The sequence below is a fragment of the Priestia sp. ABM2_011 genome (assembly GCF_056158845.1).
The window spans coordinates 3,351,104-3,367,180 of record NZ_JBSWUB010000001.1 but is presented as its reverse complement, the minus strand read 5'-3'; the positions used below and the strand labels follow the sequence as shown (position 1 = coordinate 3,367,180).

Genomic DNA, 16,077 nt, shown 5'->3' with positions numbered 1-16,077 from the left:
TAAAACAAAATAACAGGTATGTTATGAATTAATTTGGCAAGAAAGAAGAAGAGTTGACTGTTCGTATTTTATAAAAAAGGAAGTAGTTGAAATGTTTGATCCAATTGTATTTGATAATTTAAAAGTAGTTGTAGAAGGAGAGATCTATGATCTTGACTTATCTGGGCAAGTATCTGTTAAGAATCGCGAAGATTTTGTAGACTTAGCTCAGTTTACTCGAACGTACCGCATTTCTTTTCAACAGCATTTTTGCTGTACCGCGTCGCTAACTTTATCAACCGACTTAGATAATATTCATGCGGAATTAACGCCTTCCCGTGTAGAAAAACCAGGTTGTACAGTTTATATTCATTTTCAGCTGAAAAAACAAAAACCGTTTGAAGAAGCTGAGTTTCAAAACATACAGGAAATGTGTGAAAGGATCTGGGGAACAACAAGAGTGGTTAAGCAGCGTATTACTCATGAAGTTGGAGCAAACGAATATGAAAACAATATTGAGGTGACCTTTAACCGATTTATTTACGAAGATCAAGTGGGAGATTTAATCGAAATGATTGATTATATGCTGCAAACGACTGACCAGCTAAAGGTTGTTTACGACAAATCATAAGAGCGTTTCAGTTGTACTCTAGAAATAAAGTGAATTACAATAGAGAAAAGGAGGCGTTTTAATGAGCGTGTATGAATACTCTGCAAAAACAATTAAAGACGAAGACGTATCACTATCTAACTATCAAGGTGACGTACTGTTGATTGTGAATACAGCTAGCAAATGCGGCTTCACCCCTCAATATAAAGATTTACAGGCGCTGTATGAAGAAGAAAAAGAAAACGGTCTAACGGTTCTAGGTTTTCCTTGCAATCAATTTGGTGGTCAAGAGCCAGGAAGTTCAAATGATATTGAACAATTTTGCGAGTTAAACTACGGCGTTTCGTTTCCAATGTTTGCAAAAGTAGATGTAAAAGGTGAGCATGCACATCCGTTATTTGCATACTTAACGGAACAAGCACCTGGCCTGCTAGGTTCTAAAGCGATAAAGTGGAATTTCACAAAGTTTTTAGTGAATCGTCAAGGTGAAGTCGTGAAGCGATACGCACCTCAAACTGCACCAAAAGATATTCAAAAAGATATAAAAGAATTGCTGTAAAAGCAGGTGGATCTCCATCTGTTTTTTATTTTTCAGCCAGGGTTTTCAAAGGGTGCTCAGCTGTCAGTGAGACGAGCGCCTTACTTTGTGCTAAAATAATGGTGGATATAATTGAGGTGAGCAAATGAACAAAATAGAAAAGACGGAAAAGTGGGTTCAAGCAAAGCTTGCGCATGACACGACGGGACATGACTGGCAGCATATCGATCGCGTGCGTCGAAATGCAGTGCTTTTATATAAAAAAGAAGGCGGCAACCGGGAAGTTATTGAACTAGCCGCGCTTTTACACGATGTGGTAGATGATAAGCTAGTGGAAGATGTTGAAAAAGCGTATGAAGAAGTGCGGGAGTGGCTGAAGAGTCAGCGCGTAGAAGAAGAGAACTGCAAGCATATCGTTCATATTTTACAAACGATGTCATATAAAGGCGGCAACCGTCCGGCTATGGCCACGCTTGAAGGTCAAGTTGTTCAAGATGCAGATCGCTTAGATGCAATTGGTGCGATTGGTATCGCACGTACGTTTATGTATGCAGGTTCTAAAGGCACGGATCTGTATGACGAAAACATTGCTGTACGAAGTGAGATGACAGAGGAAGAATACAGACACGGAAAATCAACGGCTATTGCTCATTTTTATGAAAAGTTGTTAAAGCTGACTGCGTTAATGAATACTCAAACAGCACGGTCTCTAGCGCAAGAGCGACATACATATATGAAAGAATTTTTAGTTCAATTTAAGAAAGAGTGGAATTATCATTATGAAAATGCTGACTGTTGAAAACTTAACAAAAACATATGGAGAAAAAGAGCTGTTTCATCAGCTAACGTTTACAATTACGGAAAATGAGCGAATCGGCTTAATTGGTGTAAACGGAACAGGAAAATCGACGCTTCTTAAAATTATCGCAGGTCTAGAGCTGGGAGATGAAGGGGATATTATTCATGCTAAAGACTACAGCGTGACATATTTACCTCAGCATCCGGATTTTGATGAAGACTTAACGGTTTTAGAGCAAGTTTTCAGCGGAGATACGCCCCTTCTTAATTTATTAAAAAACTATGAGCTGGCTCTGTATGCGTTAGAGCAAGATTCTGCAAACGAGAAGAACCAGCAGACACTGTATGATTTACAGCAGAAAATGGATGCGATGAACGCGTGGGAAGCCAATTCTAACGCACAGTCGATCTTAACGAAGCTGGGAATTTCAAATATGAGTGCAAAAATTGGTGAGCTTTCAGGTGGACAGAAAAAGCGCGTGTCAATTGCCCAAAGCCTAATTCAAACACCTGATTTATTAATTTTGGATGAGCCGACTAACCACTTGGATTATGAGACGGTTAAATGGCTCGAAGAATATTTATCCAAATATCAAGGAGCCGTATTGCTTGTTACTCATGATCGCTATTTCTTGGATGCTGTTACAAACCGAATTTTTGAGTTAGACGGTGGAAATTTATATAGCTATAAAGGAAACTATGCTGCTTTTCTAGAAGGAAAAGCGATTCGAGAAGATCAGGAAAAAGCAACTCAAGCAAAATTAAGTAACTTATATCGCAATGAATTGGCTTGGATTCGCCGAGGAGCAAAAGCGCGTACGACTAAACAAAAAGCGCGTATTCAGCGATTTGATGAATTAGAAGGAAAACTCGATTCTTCTGAAAAAGAATCACTAGATTTAAGTTTAGCAGGCAGCCGCCTTGGGAAAAAAGTGTTTGAATTAAAAGATGTGTCTAAGACGTATGAAAATAAAATCATTCTTTCAGACTTTACGCACATCGTGAAAAAACAAGACCGAATTGGAATTGTCGGTAAGAACGGAAGCGGAAAGTCTACCCTGTTGAATATGATTGCAGGACGCATTGAGCCGGACAGCGGTGAAATTGACAGAGGACAAACGGTTAAAATTGCTTACTATACTCAAGAAAGCGATGATATGGACTTGAATCAACGCATGCTTGATTATATTAAAGAATCGGCAGAAGTTGTTCATACGACGGATGGGAAAATGATCTCTGCATCGCAAATGCTTGAGAGATTTCTATTTCCTTCACATACGCACGGAACACCGATTCAAAAGTTGTCCGGAGGAGAGCGCCGTCGTTTATATTTATTGAAATTGTTGATGACATCGCCAAATGTTTTACTGCTAGATGAGCCGACTAATGATTTGGATACTCAAACGCTAACGGTGCTTGAAGACTACCTCGAAGAATTTCCAGGTGTTGTTATCACGGTATCACATGATCGCTATTTCTTAGATAAAGTAGCAGATTACTTACTTGTCTTTGAAGGAGAAGGAAACATTTCGACTTATTTTGGCGCTTATACAGATCAATTAGAAGAAGCGGTGAAAAAGAAGCAGGCAATGGCTCAGCAGGCTAAAGTGAAAGAAGAAAAGCCAAAACAGCCGGAGAAAACGAAAAAGCGTCGCTTAACGTATAAAGAACAAAAAGAATGGGAAGAAATCGAAGATCATATTGCAGCAAAAGAAGAAGAAATTGAACGCTTAACAAGTGAAATTGAACAGGTGGGCAGCGATTATACAAAAGCGCATAACCTATCGTTAGAACAAGAAAAAGCAAATGAAGAATTAAATGCACTGCTTGATCGCTGGGCAGAGCTTTCAGAGCTGATTGAAGAAATTGAAAACGCGTAAACAAGTCGTTAGACTGAGTATAAGCCACATGCTACAATTTTAATGAGAGGAGTACGATACGATATGAACATTAAATCAATTGAGCCAACGCCAAGTCCGAATACAATGAAAATTAATTTAGACGAAGTGCTATCAGGCGGAAAAAGCAATAACTATACGGAAAAAAATGCTGAAGCAGCGCCTGAAGTTGTTCAAGACATCTTGAAAGTAGAAGGGGTAAAAGGAGTCTATCACGTAGCGGACTTCTTAGCAGTAGAGCGAAATGCTAAATATGACTGGAAGCAAATTTTGCCGCAAGTTCGTGCAGCGTTTGGTGAAGATTTGCAGAGTAACAGCGAACAGCACAAAATGAATGAGCATTTTGGTGAGGTCAATGTGTCCGTTCAAATGTTCAAAAACGTACCAATGCAAGTTAAGCTAACGGATGGAAATGAAGAAAAGCGATTTGGTCTGCCTGAACGATTCGCAAAAGCGGTAGCAGAGCTTCAAAGCTTTTCAGATAATGTAGTGTTAGAACGGAAATGGAAAGAACAAGGCGTTCGTTACGGAGAGTTAGCGGCTATCGGAGACGAAGTAGTGGAAGAATTAGCAGCAGCATATCCGCAAGAAAGATTAACTCGCCTTGTAGCCAATGCACAAGAAGAAAAAGAAGGCGGAAAAACGGTACAGCCGCGTAAAACCTATAAAGTTACAGAAGAGATGCTAGAAGACAACGATTGGTCAGTGCGCTATGCCCATTTAGAACAAATGGATCCAACAGAAGCTGATTTAGACGTTTTAAATAAAGCGCTTGATGATGAAAAAGTATCTATTCGCCGCTTAGCTACGGTCTACTTAGGAATGATTGAATCAAAAGCGGTACTGCCTTATTTATACAAAGCATTAAAAGATAAATCAGTCACTGTGCGCCGTACTGCTGGAGACTGCATGTCGGATTTAGGTTTTGAAGAAGGTATTCCGGCAATGTGTGAAGCCCTTGGTGATAAAAACAAGCTTGTGCGCTGGCGTGCAGCGATGTATTTATACGAGGTAGGGGATGAGACGGCTCTTCCTGCATTAAAAGCAGCAGAGAATGACAAAGAATTTGAGGTAGATTTACAAATCAAGCTAGCGATTGAACGTATCGAAGGCGGAGAAGAAGCAAAAGGTTCTGTTTGGAAACAAATGACGGAAAGCAGAAAAGCATAAAAAAAGATCATTCACTTGAATGATCTTTTTTTATGACTGTTTTGCAGCGGGAGTTGGAAACTGCATAGGCTGCATCGTGTTATCAATTTTAATAGGCTGATAACCGGACTGTTTTAAGTAAGTCAAAATAGTCGGTAGAGACTGTGCCGTAAAGGATTTGTCATGAAATAAAATGACGGGTGTTCTTCCGTTGGAGTTAACCCCTTGAATATGAGGTTCAAGGCCCTGAATAATTCTAGGTGCAGAACGAAGTGCCCAGTCTTCACTGTCTACATTCCAGTCCCATAATTTAAAGTGGCTTAGCAACTCTGTACGGTGCGGCTCTTTTAAATAAGGAACGCTGCCGTAAGGAACGCGGATTAACTTACTGTCAACACCGGTTACTTTCTTAACTGTCGCTTGACACTCCTGCATTTCTTTTAACGCGGCGCCGTCTTCACTATACATGACATGAATATCATGAGAGACGCCGTGACAGCCGATGGCATGTCCTTCCTGTGCTACTTTTTTAGCAATTTCAGGGTGAGCGTCAATTTGATACTTTAACATAAAGAAAGTTGCTTTTACGTTATATTGACGCAAAGCATCTAAAATGTGAAGGGTATCAGGCGTTGGACCATCGTCAAACGTAAGGTAAACAGGCTGTGTAAGAGCTTGATTTTGATCGTTCACGGTATTTCCTACATACATATTATGGTGAAGTGTATTAAGCAGCTTCTCAGGTTGTGCTGAAGATGCAGCTTCTTTCAGCGGCAATGCAGTAGATGCTAAGACTTGCTGAGATGCAGCGGATTCACTTCCTTTGGCTTCTGTAATAAAAAATAAAGAAGCGACGATCACTAACACTAAAGACAAAAATGCATAGAATCGTTTGTTTGGCTTAAATCGTTTGTTCGGTTTAAATCGCTGGTTCAATTTGAAAATCCTTTCTACTAAACTACTATTTACTACTATAGTACAAAAAATGGAATATTAATAGTAAAAATCGACATTTTTATGGAAAAAAATTAGATGATATGACCCGGTTTTAATCTTTTTTTGTCAAATGAAAAAGGAGAACGGGACAGCGATAAGGATTTGAAGAGTGAGTAGCTAGATTTTTCCTGGTTTTTATAGTATGCTTTTAGCGTGAATGATTGTTAGGAGGAATGTTAATATGTCAATGGCATATGAAGAATATATGCGTCAGTTAGTTAAACCAATGCGTCAAGAATTAACTCAAGCTGGTTATGAAGAATTAACAACAGAGGAATCCGTAGTTGATTTTATGGAAAACATAGAAGGAACAACTTTTGTTGTCGTTAATTCAGTTTGTGGATGCGCTGCTGGTTTAGCACGTCCTGCAGCAACGCAAGCGTACTTACAGTCTGAGCAAAAACCAGATCAAGTGGTAACTGTTTTTGCCGGTCAAGATAAGGAAGCAACAGCTAAAATGCGTGAATATTTTGGGGACATTGAGCCTTCATCACCGTCTATGGCACTTTTAAAAGGAAAAGAAGTTGTTCATTTTATTCCTCGACATGAAATTGAAGGTCAGCCGTTAGAAGTTATTTTTGAAAACATTTTAAATGGCTTTAAGCAGCACTGTTCATAAAATGTCCTGCTTTTGTCACATCTAGTATATAGATTTTTAAAGAAAAATCGCATATACTTTATAAGAAAAAGGATGTCTATCGGCATCCTTTTTCTTTATGTAAATAGCCAAACAGTGTAGGGGGAGTTATGAAAGTGATTGTTACGACTGCTGGTCGAACAAATGAACAGATGATTGTAAAAGCCAAACAAGTAGCCGCTGATTTAAGTATACCTTTTGTAACAAGAGAGAAGAAATCTGTTGCAGATCTTCAAAATATTGAAGCTGCAGACGTGCTGGTTGTCGGTAAAAATAGAGTAGAGTTGCACGTTCAAAACGAAGAGGAACCTATTTTTTTTCATCCAAACTCCGCTATGTTTAGAGTGAAGAGATGGCTGCGCGGAGAACGTGATCCGTTTATTGAAGCTGCTGGTTTAGAAAAAGGAATGAGCGTGCTTGACTGTACACTTGGTCTTGCATCGGATAGTATGATGGCGAGCGCAGCGGTAGGGAAAAGCGGGAAAGTTGTCGGACTAGAAGGCAACCGCTATGTAGCTTATTTAGTCAAACAAGGACTTTTAAATTGGGAAAGTGACGTACAAGAGTTGAATGATGCAATGAAGCGTATAAACGTGGTTCATCAAAATTTTGAATCGTTTTTGGCGTGTTGTGAAGATAATTCTTTTGATGTTGTCTACTTTGACCCTATGTTTCAAGAACAAATTGAGGAATCGAATGGAATTAACGGTATTAAAGCAATAGCACTGTATACCACGCTGACGCCAATGGCTATACAAGAAGCAAAAAGAGTAGCCAAACAAAAGGTCGTGCTAAAAGATCATTGGAAAAGCAGTCGTTTTAAAGAGCATGGATTTACTGTGCAAAAACGAAAAACATCAAAATTTCATTACGGGACAATTGATATACAAAAATAACCAAAAAAGTAAAATTAATTACGCTCATTGAAAAGACTTCCAAAACCTTTTAGGAATTAAAAAGTTTTGGAAGTTTTTTTTATGAATTTCATCTAAAGTTCATAAAAGTATGATATATTTTTGAACATAAAAATACTTTTGTGTTTAAGCATCCAGCAAAAAAGGAATATCTTGTATAGGTTTCCGCTCGGTGTGACAACCTCAAACAGAAGAAGGAAGGTGCTAACTGAAAAGTCGTCAAATGCCCGTAGACAGCATAAATGAATAAGCAAATATAGGTAAAAAATTAATAAGTATGTTACAATACCTAGTGAGTTATGATAATGAATTTTACAATATGAAAAGACCATATGGGAAAAGATGAGAAAGGAAAGATACGAATGCCTAGATGGATAAAAAGAATGCTAATTGTATTTATTACAGTATTTACATTTGGGCTTGTCACTCCACCAGAATATTTATACGTTGATGATGCAAAAGCGGACAAGCAACATAAAGCAGGGTATGTAAGAGAAACAACTCCTGTTACAGCTGTTATAGAAGATATTCATTTGCCATATGAAGAACCAAAATATGAAGACGTTTCATCATTTGTTACGTATGCAATGGAATCAGCTGAAAAACAGTCAGTGGAAAAATTCGGAACAAAAATTGGTCCTGTCATTGAAGATGAATTTCGTCAAGCAGTGTTACCTAAAATTGAAGAAGTGCTGACCGACATTGGCACTGAACGTGAACAGTCAATTCAGAATCTCGAGATAAGCGAGCACCCTGCTGCTGGCTACGGTGAAAAGATTTTCCATGTATATGACCGGGAAACCGGTCAGGACTTAATACGGTTTCATGTACGGCGTGAAAATCCTCCAAAAGATGGATACTGGTTTAATTTTCACTATCATGCGGCCGCAGATAATTTTCAAAAGCATTATGATTTAGGGAAAATTTATTGGAACCGAAACATGCCGCCTAAGTGGTTCAGCTGATAATAGACACAACATTCTACAATTTCGAAATGTTAGCTTTTTTAAGCTAGCATTTTTTTACGTCTAAAACCGTTATGGTCTAAATAAGCTGAAACATTAGCACAACGATAAAAAAATCGTTTATAATGAAGTCAGACTTCTTACTATAGAATTGTAGGAAGGAACGAATAGACGCTGGAGGTAACACAATGAAACAATTTACGGAAGAAAAACAATTTCGCGAACAAATTAAGAATGAAACACTAAGCGTTGGGATTTTTACGACAACGTGGTGTCCTGATTGCAAACGTTTGGATATGTTTATTGATGAAATCGTTGACGAAAATACAGATAAAGCATGGTTTAAAATTGACAAGGATGAGTTTGAAGAACTTTCTGCTGAAAACAATGTAATGGGTATTCCTTCTCTTCTTGTATATAAAAACGGTGAAAAAATTGCGCACCTGCACAGTGCAAATGCTAAAACGCCTGAAGCGGTCCGTGAATTTTTAGCAACTCTTTAATTCCCTAAGCTGCGAGAGCATTCTCGCAGCTTTTTTTGTGAGAATGGCTATTTCCATTTTTCGATGAGTGGGGTATACTAGGACAAGTGAATAATCGTAAAGCAATAAGGTCTCAATTTAAAGATTGAGTGAAAAGGGAAGTCTGGTGAAAAACCAGCGCGGTCCCGCCACTGTAAGCGCTTTGTGCGTAAGTCAGGAGACCTGCCTTATTGTTAGCTGTGAAACCTTCGAGGAAGGGTGAAGCAGGGTAATGAACATACATATCAAGTATAGTGAACGGATTCTTTTCCTGCTTATCTTGACGTTACCTGCTTTGCTTTCAATTGAAAGTAAAGCTTTTTTATTTTGAAGCTGCTGCCGAGCAGTATACATAGTCAAAGCGGAAAAAACGGGATAGCGCTGCTTTTTGCATGATCATTTGCTTTTTCTTTAACGTGGAGGTTTCGTATTCACAATGAACAATATATAGGGGGAGTATTTAGATGAAAAAATGGCTTTCGTATTCCATTATTGCGCTGTTAGTCATCGTACTTGCTGCATGCGGTGCAGGCAGCCAAAGCAACAGTGATAAAAAAACGAAGCAAGATACAGAACAAACGTCACAAGCTGCGTTTCCAGTGAAGGTAAAAGACGCGCGTGATAAAGAAATTACGTTGAAAAAACAGCCTAAGAAAATTGTTTCATTAATGCCAAGTAATACGGAGATTGTATATGCCCTTGGCCTTGAAAAAGAATTAGTCGGTGTCACAAGCAACGATGATTATCCTAAAAGCGTAAAGAAAAAAGCGCAGGTGGGAGATATGAACGTTAATGCAGAAAAAGTTATTGCTTTAAATCCTGATTTAGTGCTGGCACACGCTTCAAGTATGGGCGTTTCAGATGAAGTATTTAAACAAATTGAAAGTGCGGGTATTCCGGTATTTGTTGTAAAAGATTCAACAACGTTTGATACGGTTTATGATTCTATTACGCAAATTGGTAAATTAACGGGTAAAACAAAAGAAGCTAATCAAACAATTAAAGACATGAAAGAAAAAGTAGCTTCAATTAAGAAAAAAGCAAAAACGATTTCAAAAGAAGATCGTAAAAAAGTATGGATAGAGGTATCGGGAGCTCCTGAGATTTATACAACAGGAAAAGGTACGTTCATGAACGAAATGCTTACTATGATCGGTGCTGATAACGTAGCGGCTAGTGAAAAGGGTTGGGTTAAGTTTTCTGAAGAGCAAGTTGTTAAGTTAAACCCTGACGTTATTATCGCAACGTATGATGCAGACAAAAATGAGATTATGAAGCGTCCCGCTTGGAGCAGCATGACTGCTGTAAAAGAGGGGAATATTGAAAAGGTTGATCAAAACAAAATCAACCGCTTAGGACCTCGTATTGTAGATGGCTTAGAGGACTTAGCAAAAGCAGTATACCCTGAGGTGTACAATAAATAAAAAGAGGGACCATATTCCAGTTCGAATTGAAAAGGGGATTGGTCCCTTTTCACATCTTAAAATTGAAGAACGGCCTGAGCTTTTAATCATGAAAACCGAGACTTCTTATAAAACATACAGCTCAGGCGTTTTAGGAACAGGCATCACGGAAACGGACACCTTTTACAATCGATTTGTTCATAAAGACTATTATTCAGATACTCCTTCTTTAGAGTATGAGCAATATTTGATGAAAGAAAATGTGCGCCATGAGCAAATCGTAGGGTTGATGACAGCCGTTTGGTTAAAAGAAAGAGCAATTTACTGTTATGAAGGCTACGGAGTAAGAGTAGCTTCCGTGATAACGGCTGGCGTAGGAAACGCAGTGGATATTACAGCTGACGAAGCTGTCCCGTTCTATTCCTCTCCCGGTACAATTAATATGTTTTTTTTCGTGGAAGGCACGCTTACGGATGCTGCGTTTTTACAGCTTTTTATTGCCGCTACAGAAGCCAAAACAAAAACGCTGTCACAGCTGGGTGTCATAGATCCAGCTACAAAGACGATTGCTACGGGAACATCTACGGACAGCATCTCAGTTGCAGCGTCTCAGCAAGGACCATTATATGAATATGCAGGCTCTATGACCGCTTTAGGTCAAGCGGTAGCCAAGCTGGTAAAAATAAGCTTAGAGCAGGCACTTAAGGGAAAGAGGTGAAGAAATGAGTATTATGCAAGCGATAATTGCACACCTGACGGCCATGACGATTGCTTTACTCATTGACCGAATCATAGGCGACCCAGAAAATTGGCCGCATCCCGTTCGCTGGTTTGGCAAGTGGATTTATTGGATGGATTCCAGATTAAATAAAGGTGCAGGAAAACGATTCAAAGGGTTGCTTCTTGTGATAAGTATGGTGGTGCTCGCAGGAGTTGTTCCTTTCTTATTTCTCCATGCTTTGTACGGAGTTCATTTTATACTAGGTGTTTTAGTAGAGGGCGTAATAATTGCAACTACCATATCCACTCGTTCCTTAAGCGAAGCTGCTTATAAGGTGCAAAAGCCGCTTCAGCTAGGAGATATGGAGAAAGCTAGATATGAAGTAAGCATGATTGTGGGACGAGATACAGATCGTTTGTCAGAAGGAGAAATTGCCAGAGCGACGGTAGAGACCGTGGCTGAAAATACAAGTGATGGTATTACAGCTCCGCTTTTTTATGCATTTATAGGAGGAGGAGCCCTAGCCTTTTTTTACCGAGCTATTAACACATGTGATTCGATGGTTGGGTACAAAAATGACCGCTACTTTCTGTTCGGCTATTTTAGTGCAAAAACTGATGACGTATTAAACTATATTCCAAGTCGGTTAACTGCAGTGGTGATGACCGCTGTCAATGTAGCAAAAAGCCAATATTCTCTTTGGCATGTAACGAGTTTGATTAAGCGCGATGCTAAGAAGCATCCAAGTCCAAATAGCGGATACGGGGAAAGTGCAGTGGCTGCTCTTTTAGGTATTCAACTCGGCGGGCTTAATACATATAAAGGCATAGAATCTAATCGTGCAAAAATGGGCGAACCACTCATTCCCCTGCAAGCCGGTCATATTGAACAAGCTGTTTTCATTATGAAAAGGACGGTCTATGCTACGTGGTTATTCTATCTTTTGTTAGGAGGAGTTATTAGTGCTATTACCTACACATGGAGCTAACCCCAATGTCTTTTTAAAAGCAATAGGGGCCGAGAATTTGTCGCATCTAAAAGACTTTAGCGTAAACACAAATCCTTTAGGGGCTCCCCTTGTTCTTCACGAAAAGTGGAACGAATTCAAGGAAGCTGCGTTTAGTTACCCTGATCCTGAAGTAACAGAACTAAAAAATAAACTTGCAGCTCATCATCATGTTTCCGCTGCCCAAGTGCTGCCCACAAATGGGGCCGCTGAAGCGTTTTTCCTTATTGCTTCTTTATTTTCAGGAGAGAAAGCGGGGATTGTACAGCCGACGTTTGTCGAATACGAACAGGCAAGTAAAGCGTATGGATGTGAAGTGACATACGTTCCTTTAGCTGAAGAAAATGGCTGGAGCTGGGATATAGAGTTGATTATGAGTATTCTTCCGGATATAAAAGTACTATGGATTTGTCACCCAAATAATCCAACGGGCGTTATGTATAGTCACGAGGAATGGATGAAAGTAGTAAAAGCTGCTGCTCATCATGGTACATACTTAATAATTGATGAAGCATTTATTGATTTTGTCGAACATCAGCCTTCATTTGATTCTCTTATTCTAAACTATGAACATCTCATTGTTGTGCGTTCGATGACAAAGATGTTTAATATTGCGGGGCTTCGCCTTGGCTATATTTTGGCAAATGAAAAAATCATTAGCAAGATGTCTAAAAAACAGCCTCCTTGGAGTGTAAACGGATTGTCGCAGCAAGTAGGGATGATATGTGTAGATGAAAAAGATTTTGTGAAAAAAACCGTACATTATATTAAACAAGAACGAAAACGGATCTTGAGTCAACTAGAAGAATGGGGGCTTTTGGTTTCTCCGTCTCAAACAAACTATTATCTTTGCAGCGTTCCGTCTTCTATTAAAACGCGCGACTGGCTTATCTATTTAGCAAGCCGCGGTGTGGTAGCTCGGCATACTGAAAACTTCCCATTTTTAAATGGACGCTATATCCGTTTGGCTGTGAAAACGAAAGAAGAAAATGACTATTTACTTAACGTAATCAAACAAGGACTCGATGAAATATGATCATCTTTATTAGCGGAGGGGTTCGAAGCGGCAAATCACGTGCAGCGGAGAACATGGTTCAAACTTTTTGTACAAAGCGCGCTGTTTATATTGCCACAAGCCGGCAAACAGATAGTGAAATGCAAAAACGTATCCAGCTTCATCAAACAGAACGTCAAGCGGCGAACACGCCTTGGGCAACGATCGAGCAGTCTGTAGATTTACAACAAATTCTTCCAAACCTTCGAAGTGATGATACTATACTCTTGGACTGTGTCACAAACTGGCTTGCCAATGAGCTTTTTTTAACCGAAAAAAGGTGGCAAACAAAAGAAGGCAAACAAGAGGTTTTTCGTCAGATGATAGAAGCGCTCGATAAGCTGTTTGCGCAGTCTCAGACGGTCGTGCTAGTATCTAATGAACTGTTTGAAGCGGGCGTGTTAGAGGAGCCGACATATAGCTATATGCATATGTTAGGGAAATTACATCAGTATATTGTAGAAAAAGCAGATGTGGCTATTTGTGTAGAAGCGGGACTTTCCCGTTTTAAAAAAGGAAAGGAATGTGTAAGCAAATGAAAGAATGGATAGCCATACTACGAATCTCTCTTCAGTTTTTTACGATCTTACCACTGGCTAAAACCGTTCAATGGACTGAAAAAAGAACGGCACGCTCACTTTTTGTCCTGCCTTGGATTGGCATATTACTAGGTTTAATGTTTTATAGCTTTTTACAGCTACTTCACTATTCACCTATCACTGCTATTGTTAGCAGTATTTTAGTTTTGCTTTTGCCGCTTGTTTTAACGGGTGGTCTTCATGTAGACGGGTGGATGGATGTAAGTGATGCGTATTTTTCCCATCAGTCAAAGGAAAAGAAACTGCAGATTTTAAGCGATCCGCACGTTGGGTCTTTTGCTATTCTTTCTCTTATTGTTCTTCTTCTGCTGCGCTTTAGTGCAATCTATGAATTAACGTCTCTTTCTTCTTTATCGGTTTGGGCATGTATAACCGTCTTTACACTTCCAAGAATCGGAGCCGCTTTCTTAGTCATGAGAGATAAGCCCGCTAAAGATACGGGGCTTGCTGCTTATTTTCAAAAAGGAGTCACCAAATGGTCTATTTATGCATTTATCGTCATGAGCCTATTCTTAGTTGCTATTTTCATTGTTTTTATAGACAATAAATTCATTATCTTTTTCTTTGTCGGTTTTTTATGGCTCTGGATACGGTTTTATCGTTCGCAGTTTGGTGGCGTAACAGGAGATGTTATAGGTGCAACCATTGAAGGAGGAGAAACGTTTTTATGGATAATTCTTTGGTTATCACATGTATTCGCCATGGCATGACGCTTGAAAATCAACAAAAAAAATATATAGGGTGGAGTGATCCGCCTTTAAGTATAGAAGGGAAAAATGAATTAAAAGAGCTTTCTCTAGAGCCGGAGCTCGTTATTTCCAGTGACTTAAAAAGAGCGCTAGAAACAAGTTCAATTGTTTTTCCTAAATCTCAGGTGATTAAAAGGGAAAGTTGGCGTGAGCTGCATTTTGGAGATTGGGAAGAGAAGACGTATGAAGATTTAAAAAACATACGGGCATATAGAAATTGGATCGATCACTGGGCAGAACATACGCCTCCGAATGGTGAAAGCTTCTCAGGATTTTCAAACCGAGTTTGGGAAGCCTGGGAAGAAGCGGTCGATTTGGCGGCTAGTCAGCAATTGCGTCACATTGCTATTGTTTCACACGGCGGACCACTGCGTTTACTTGCGTCCCATTTTAAACAGACAGCGTCGCTTTGGGATGTTTCTTTTCCTTATGGAGAAGGTTTTTCAGTAACGTGCACATACAAACAGGCAAAGGAGAGAAGAGCATGCATTTCGTATTCGGCGGTGCATTTACCGGCAAAAGAAAATGGGTGAAGCAGCAGTATGCCAGTGAGTTGATAAAATGGCATTGTTTGTATGAAGACCCCGTTTTACCGGCCATTGAGTTTGAAGAAAGTTACATTGTGCTAGAAGGATTTGAGCACTATGTTAAGGAATTAATACATAGCGAGCTGGAGGCTCCGCATCTTGTTGTTAAAAAGGTCATACAGAAGTGGAGAGACAGCGGTGTATGGGAACAGTTAATAGTGATTGGAACTGAAGTCGGCAAAGGCATTGTTCCTTTAGATCCAATAGAGCGGCAGTGGAGAGATGAATGCGGGTATGCGTATCAGCATTTAGCGGCACATGCCCAGAAAGTAGATCACATTTGGTACGGAATTGCTAATCGATTGAAGGAGGAAATACAATGAACATTTACACAAAAACAGGGGACAAAGGGCAGACAAGCTTAATTGGAGGAAGAGTAAATAAAGATGATATTCGAGTGGAAGCATACGGGACGATTGATGAGCTAAATGGCTTTGTAGGTCAAGCGATTTATCAGCTGGATGAAGCAACATTAAAAGATGTAAAAGAAGAGCTAATTACGATTCAGCATGAGCTTTTTGACTGTGGAAGTGATTTAGCATTTGCAAAAGATGATCATCCGTACAAAGTAACGAACGACATGATAGCAGTACTTGAAAAGTGCATTGATGTCTATATGTCAGAAGCGCCGGCCATTGAGCGTTTTATTTTACCTGGAGGCACACCTGCAGCGACAACGCTTCATATTTGCCGGACGATTACACGCCGCGCAGAACGGCTTGTTGTTGGTGTGCAGCGTGAGCATAAAATTAATGTGGCGGTGCTTCAATATTTAAATCGTTTATCCGATTATTTCTTTGCTGCGGCTCGAATCGCTAACGCGCGAGAAAATGTACAAGACGTAGAGTATATTCGCAGTGCCAAAGTATTTAAACAACCTAAAAAATAACGTATAAAAAACGGTCGAGCTAAAAGCGATCGTTTTTTTTTTTTTGAGCTATTTCGATAGGCAA

At 39.5% G+C, this 16,077-nt stretch carries 19 protein-coding genes and 1 riboswitch; of the genes, 18 read left to right on the top strand and 1 reads right to left on the bottom strand.

The features are described from left to right. Window positions 1-91: 91 nt before the first annotated feature. The 5 genes from ACXAE4_RS18095 (at window position 92) to ACXAE4_RS18075 (ending at window position 4,993) form a co-directional block, all read left to right on the top strand. Window positions 92-610 carry a hypothetical protein gene (locus tag ACXAE4_RS18095; protein WP_154988968.1) on the top strand — a complete coding sequence of 173 codons (519 nt, stop codon included), beginning with the start codon at window positions 92-94 and terminating at the stop codon, window positions 608-610. A gap of 61 nt (window positions 611-671) precedes the next feature. After that, complete coding sequence (locus ACXAE4_RS18090) at window positions 672-1,148, top strand: glutathione peroxidase (RefSeq protein WP_028413651.1); 477 nt, start codon at window positions 672-674, stop codon at window positions 1,146-1,148. Window positions 1,149-1,272: 124 nt separating this feature from the next. Next, complete coding sequence (locus ACXAE4_RS18085; protein ID WP_475236545.1) at window positions 1,273-1,926, top strand: HD domain-containing protein; 654 nt, start codon at window positions 1,273-1,275, stop codon at window positions 1,924-1,926. After that, window positions 1,907-3,805 carry an ABC-F family ATP-binding cassette domain-containing protein gene (locus tag ACXAE4_RS18080; RefSeq protein WP_154988966.1) on the top strand — a complete coding sequence of 633 codons (1,899 nt, stop codon included), beginning with the start codon at window positions 1,907-1,909 and terminating at the stop codon, window positions 3,803-3,805. The genes ACXAE4_RS18085 and ACXAE4_RS18080 overlap by 20 nt, the downstream gene beginning before the upstream one ends. A gap of 63 nt (window positions 3,806-3,868) precedes the next feature. After that, a complete protein-coding gene (locus ACXAE4_RS18075; RefSeq protein ID WP_154988964.1) occupies window positions 3,869-4,993 on the top strand; it encodes a conserved virulence factor C family protein in 1,125 nt (374 codons plus the stop codon). Window positions 4,994-5,023: 30 nt separating this feature from the next. On the opposite strand, the gene ACXAE4_RS18070 is transcribed toward ACXAE4_RS18075, so the two are convergent. Next, window positions 5,024-5,908 carry a polysaccharide deacetylase family protein gene (locus ACXAE4_RS18070; RefSeq protein ID WP_028413647.1) on the bottom strand — a complete coding sequence of 295 codons (885 nt, stop codon included), beginning with the start codon at window positions 5,906-5,908 and terminating at the stop codon, window positions 5,024-5,026. A gap of 241 nt (window positions 5,909-6,149) precedes the next feature. On the opposite strand from ACXAE4_RS18070, the gene ACXAE4_RS18065 reads away from it, so the two are divergent. The 13 genes from ACXAE4_RS18065 to ACXAE4_RS18005 all read left to right on the top strand — a co-directional run bounded on the left by ACXAE4_RS18065 (window position 6,150) and on the right by ACXAE4_RS18005 (window position 16,013). Beyond that, window positions 6,150-6,587, top strand: a complete 438-nt coding sequence (locus ACXAE4_RS18065; protein WP_154988962.1) for a BrxA/BrxB family bacilliredoxin — start codon at window positions 6,150-6,152, stop codon at window positions 6,585-6,587. A 134-nt stretch (window positions 6,588-6,721) separates the two neighbouring features. Beyond that, on the top strand, window positions 6,722-7,501 hold the full coding sequence (locus ACXAE4_RS18060; RefSeq protein WP_071277089.1) for a class I SAM-dependent methyltransferase: 780 nt from the start codon (window positions 6,722-6,724) through the stop codon (window positions 7,499-7,501). 380 nt (window positions 7,502-7,881) lie between these two features. After that, window positions 7,882-8,484, top strand: a complete 603-nt coding sequence (locus tag ACXAE4_RS18055; protein WP_028413645.1) for a YpjP family protein — start codon at window positions 7,882-7,884, stop codon at window positions 8,482-8,484. A 188-nt stretch (window positions 8,485-8,672) separates the two neighbouring features. Next, on the top strand, window positions 8,673-8,987 hold the full coding sequence (locus tag ACXAE4_RS18050) for a thioredoxin family protein (RefSeq protein ID WP_013056696.1): 315 nt from the start codon (window positions 8,673-8,675) through the stop codon (window positions 8,985-8,987). A gap of 90 nt (window positions 8,988-9,077) precedes the next feature. Next, window positions 9,078-9,210, top strand: a riboswitch (cobalamin riboswitch). Between the two features lie 259 nt (window positions 9,211-9,469). Beyond that, on the top strand, window positions 9,470-10,429 hold the full coding sequence (locus ACXAE4_RS18045) for an ABC transporter substrate-binding protein (RefSeq protein ID WP_154988960.1): 960 nt from the start codon (window positions 9,470-9,472) through the stop codon (window positions 10,427-10,429). Window positions 10,430-10,517: 88 nt separating this feature from the next. Next, entirely contained in the window at window positions 10,518-11,126 is a 609-nt protein-coding gene (locus ACXAE4_RS18040; protein WP_098112521.1) for an adenosylcobinamide amidohydrolase, read from the top strand. Window positions 11,127-11,130: 4 nt separating this feature from the next. Continuing rightward, complete coding sequence (cbiB, locus tag ACXAE4_RS18035) at window positions 11,131-12,117, top strand: adenosylcobinamide-phosphate synthase CbiB (RefSeq protein WP_154988958.1); 987 nt, start codon at window positions 11,131-11,133, stop codon at window positions 12,115-12,117. Then, the gene (cobD, locus tag ACXAE4_RS18030) at window positions 12,092-13,171 is read left to right on the top strand and encodes a threonine-phosphate decarboxylase CobD (protein WP_028413641.1); all 1,080 of its coding nucleotides are present in this window, start codon (window positions 12,092-12,094) and stop codon (window positions 13,169-13,171) included. The genes cbiB and cobD overlap by 26 nt, the downstream gene beginning before the upstream one ends. Beyond that, entirely contained in the window at window positions 13,168-13,728 is a 561-nt protein-coding gene (locus tag ACXAE4_RS18025; protein ID WP_028413640.1) for a bifunctional adenosylcobinamide kinase/adenosylcobinamide-phosphate guanylyltransferase, read from the top strand. The genes cobD and ACXAE4_RS18025 overlap by 4 nt, the downstream gene beginning before the upstream one ends. After that, the gene (cobS, locus tag ACXAE4_RS18020) at window positions 13,725-14,498 is read left to right on the top strand and encodes an adenosylcobinamide-GDP ribazoletransferase (protein ID WP_154988956.1); all 774 of its coding nucleotides are present in this window, start codon (window positions 13,725-13,727) and stop codon (window positions 14,496-14,498) included. Before ACXAE4_RS18025 ends, cobS begins: the two co-directional genes overlap by 4 nt. After that, window positions 14,456-15,070 carry a histidine phosphatase family protein gene (locus ACXAE4_RS18015; protein ID WP_154988954.1) on the top strand — a complete coding sequence of 205 codons (615 nt, stop codon included), beginning with the start codon at window positions 14,456-14,458 and terminating at the stop codon, window positions 15,068-15,070. The genes cobS and ACXAE4_RS18015 overlap by 43 nt, the downstream gene beginning before the upstream one ends. Then, window positions 15,022-15,447: a bifunctional adenosylcobinamide kinase/adenosylcobinamide-phosphate guanylyltransferase gene (locus ACXAE4_RS18010; RefSeq protein WP_154988952.1), complete on the top strand. Its 426-nt coding sequence runs from the start codon at window positions 15,022-15,024 to the stop codon at window positions 15,445-15,447. The genes ACXAE4_RS18015 and ACXAE4_RS18010 overlap by 49 nt, the downstream gene beginning before the upstream one ends. Then, window positions 15,444-16,013: a cob(I)yrinic acid a,c-diamide adenosyltransferase gene (locus tag ACXAE4_RS18005; RefSeq protein WP_289578878.1), complete on the top strand. Its 570-nt coding sequence runs from the start codon at window positions 15,444-15,446 to the stop codon at window positions 16,011-16,013. Before ACXAE4_RS18010 ends, ACXAE4_RS18005 begins: the two co-directional genes overlap by 4 nt. The last annotated feature ends 64 nt before the right edge of the window (window positions 16,014-16,077 follow it).

Coding starts and splice junctions, on each gene's coding strand:
- ACXAE4_RS18055 (WP_028413645.1), top strand. CDS start 7,882: ATGCCTAGATGGATAAAAAGAATGCTAATTGTATTTATTACAGTATTT.
- ACXAE4_RS18095 (WP_154988968.1), top strand. CDS start 92: ATGTTTGATCCAATTGTATTTGATAATTTAAAAGTAGTTGTAGAAGGA.
- ACXAE4_RS18090 (WP_028413651.1), top strand. CDS start 672: ATGAGCGTGTATGAATACTCTGCAAAAACAATTAAAGACGAAGACGTA.
- ACXAE4_RS18085 (WP_475236545.1), top strand. CDS start 1,273: ATGAACAAAATAGAAAAGACGGAAAAGTGGGTTCAAGCAAAGCTTGCG.
- ACXAE4_RS18075 (WP_154988964.1), top strand. CDS start 3,869: ATGAACATTAAATCAATTGAGCCAACGCCAAGTCCGAATACAATGAAA.
- ACXAE4_RS18010 (WP_154988952.1), top strand. CDS start 15,022: ATGCATTTCGTATTCGGCGGTGCATTTACCGGCAAAAGAAAATGGGTG.
- cobS (WP_154988956.1), top strand. CDS start 13,725: ATGAAAGAATGGATAGCCATACTACGAATCTCTCTTCAGTTTTTTACG.
- ACXAE4_RS18080 (WP_154988966.1), top strand. CDS start 1,907: ATGAAAATGCTGACTGTTGAAAACTTAACAAAAACATATGGAGAAAAA.
- ACXAE4_RS18045 (WP_154988960.1), top strand. CDS start 9,470: ATGAAAAAATGGCTTTCGTATTCCATTATTGCGCTGTTAGTCATCGTA.
- ACXAE4_RS18050 (WP_013056696.1), top strand. CDS start 8,673: ATGAAACAATTTACGGAAGAAAAACAATTTCGCGAACAAATTAAGAAT.
- ACXAE4_RS18025 (WP_028413640.1), top strand. CDS start 13,168: ATGATCATCTTTATTAGCGGAGGGGTTCGAAGCGGCAAATCACGTGCA.
- cbiB (WP_154988958.1), top strand. CDS start 11,131: ATGAGTATTATGCAAGCGATAATTGCACACCTGACGGCCATGACGATT.
- ACXAE4_RS18015 (WP_154988954.1), top strand. CDS start 14,456: ATGGATAATTCTTTGGTTATCACATGTATTCGCCATGGCATGACGCTT.
- ACXAE4_RS18040 (WP_098112521.1), top strand. CDS start 10,518: ATGAAAACCGAGACTTCTTATAAAACATACAGCTCAGGCGTTTTAGGA.
- ACXAE4_RS18065 (WP_154988962.1), top strand. CDS start 6,150: ATGTCAATGGCATATGAAGAATATATGCGTCAGTTAGTTAAACCAATG.
- ACXAE4_RS18005 (WP_289578878.1), top strand. CDS start 15,444: ATGAACATTTACACAAAAACAGGGGACAAAGGGCAGACAAGCTTAATT.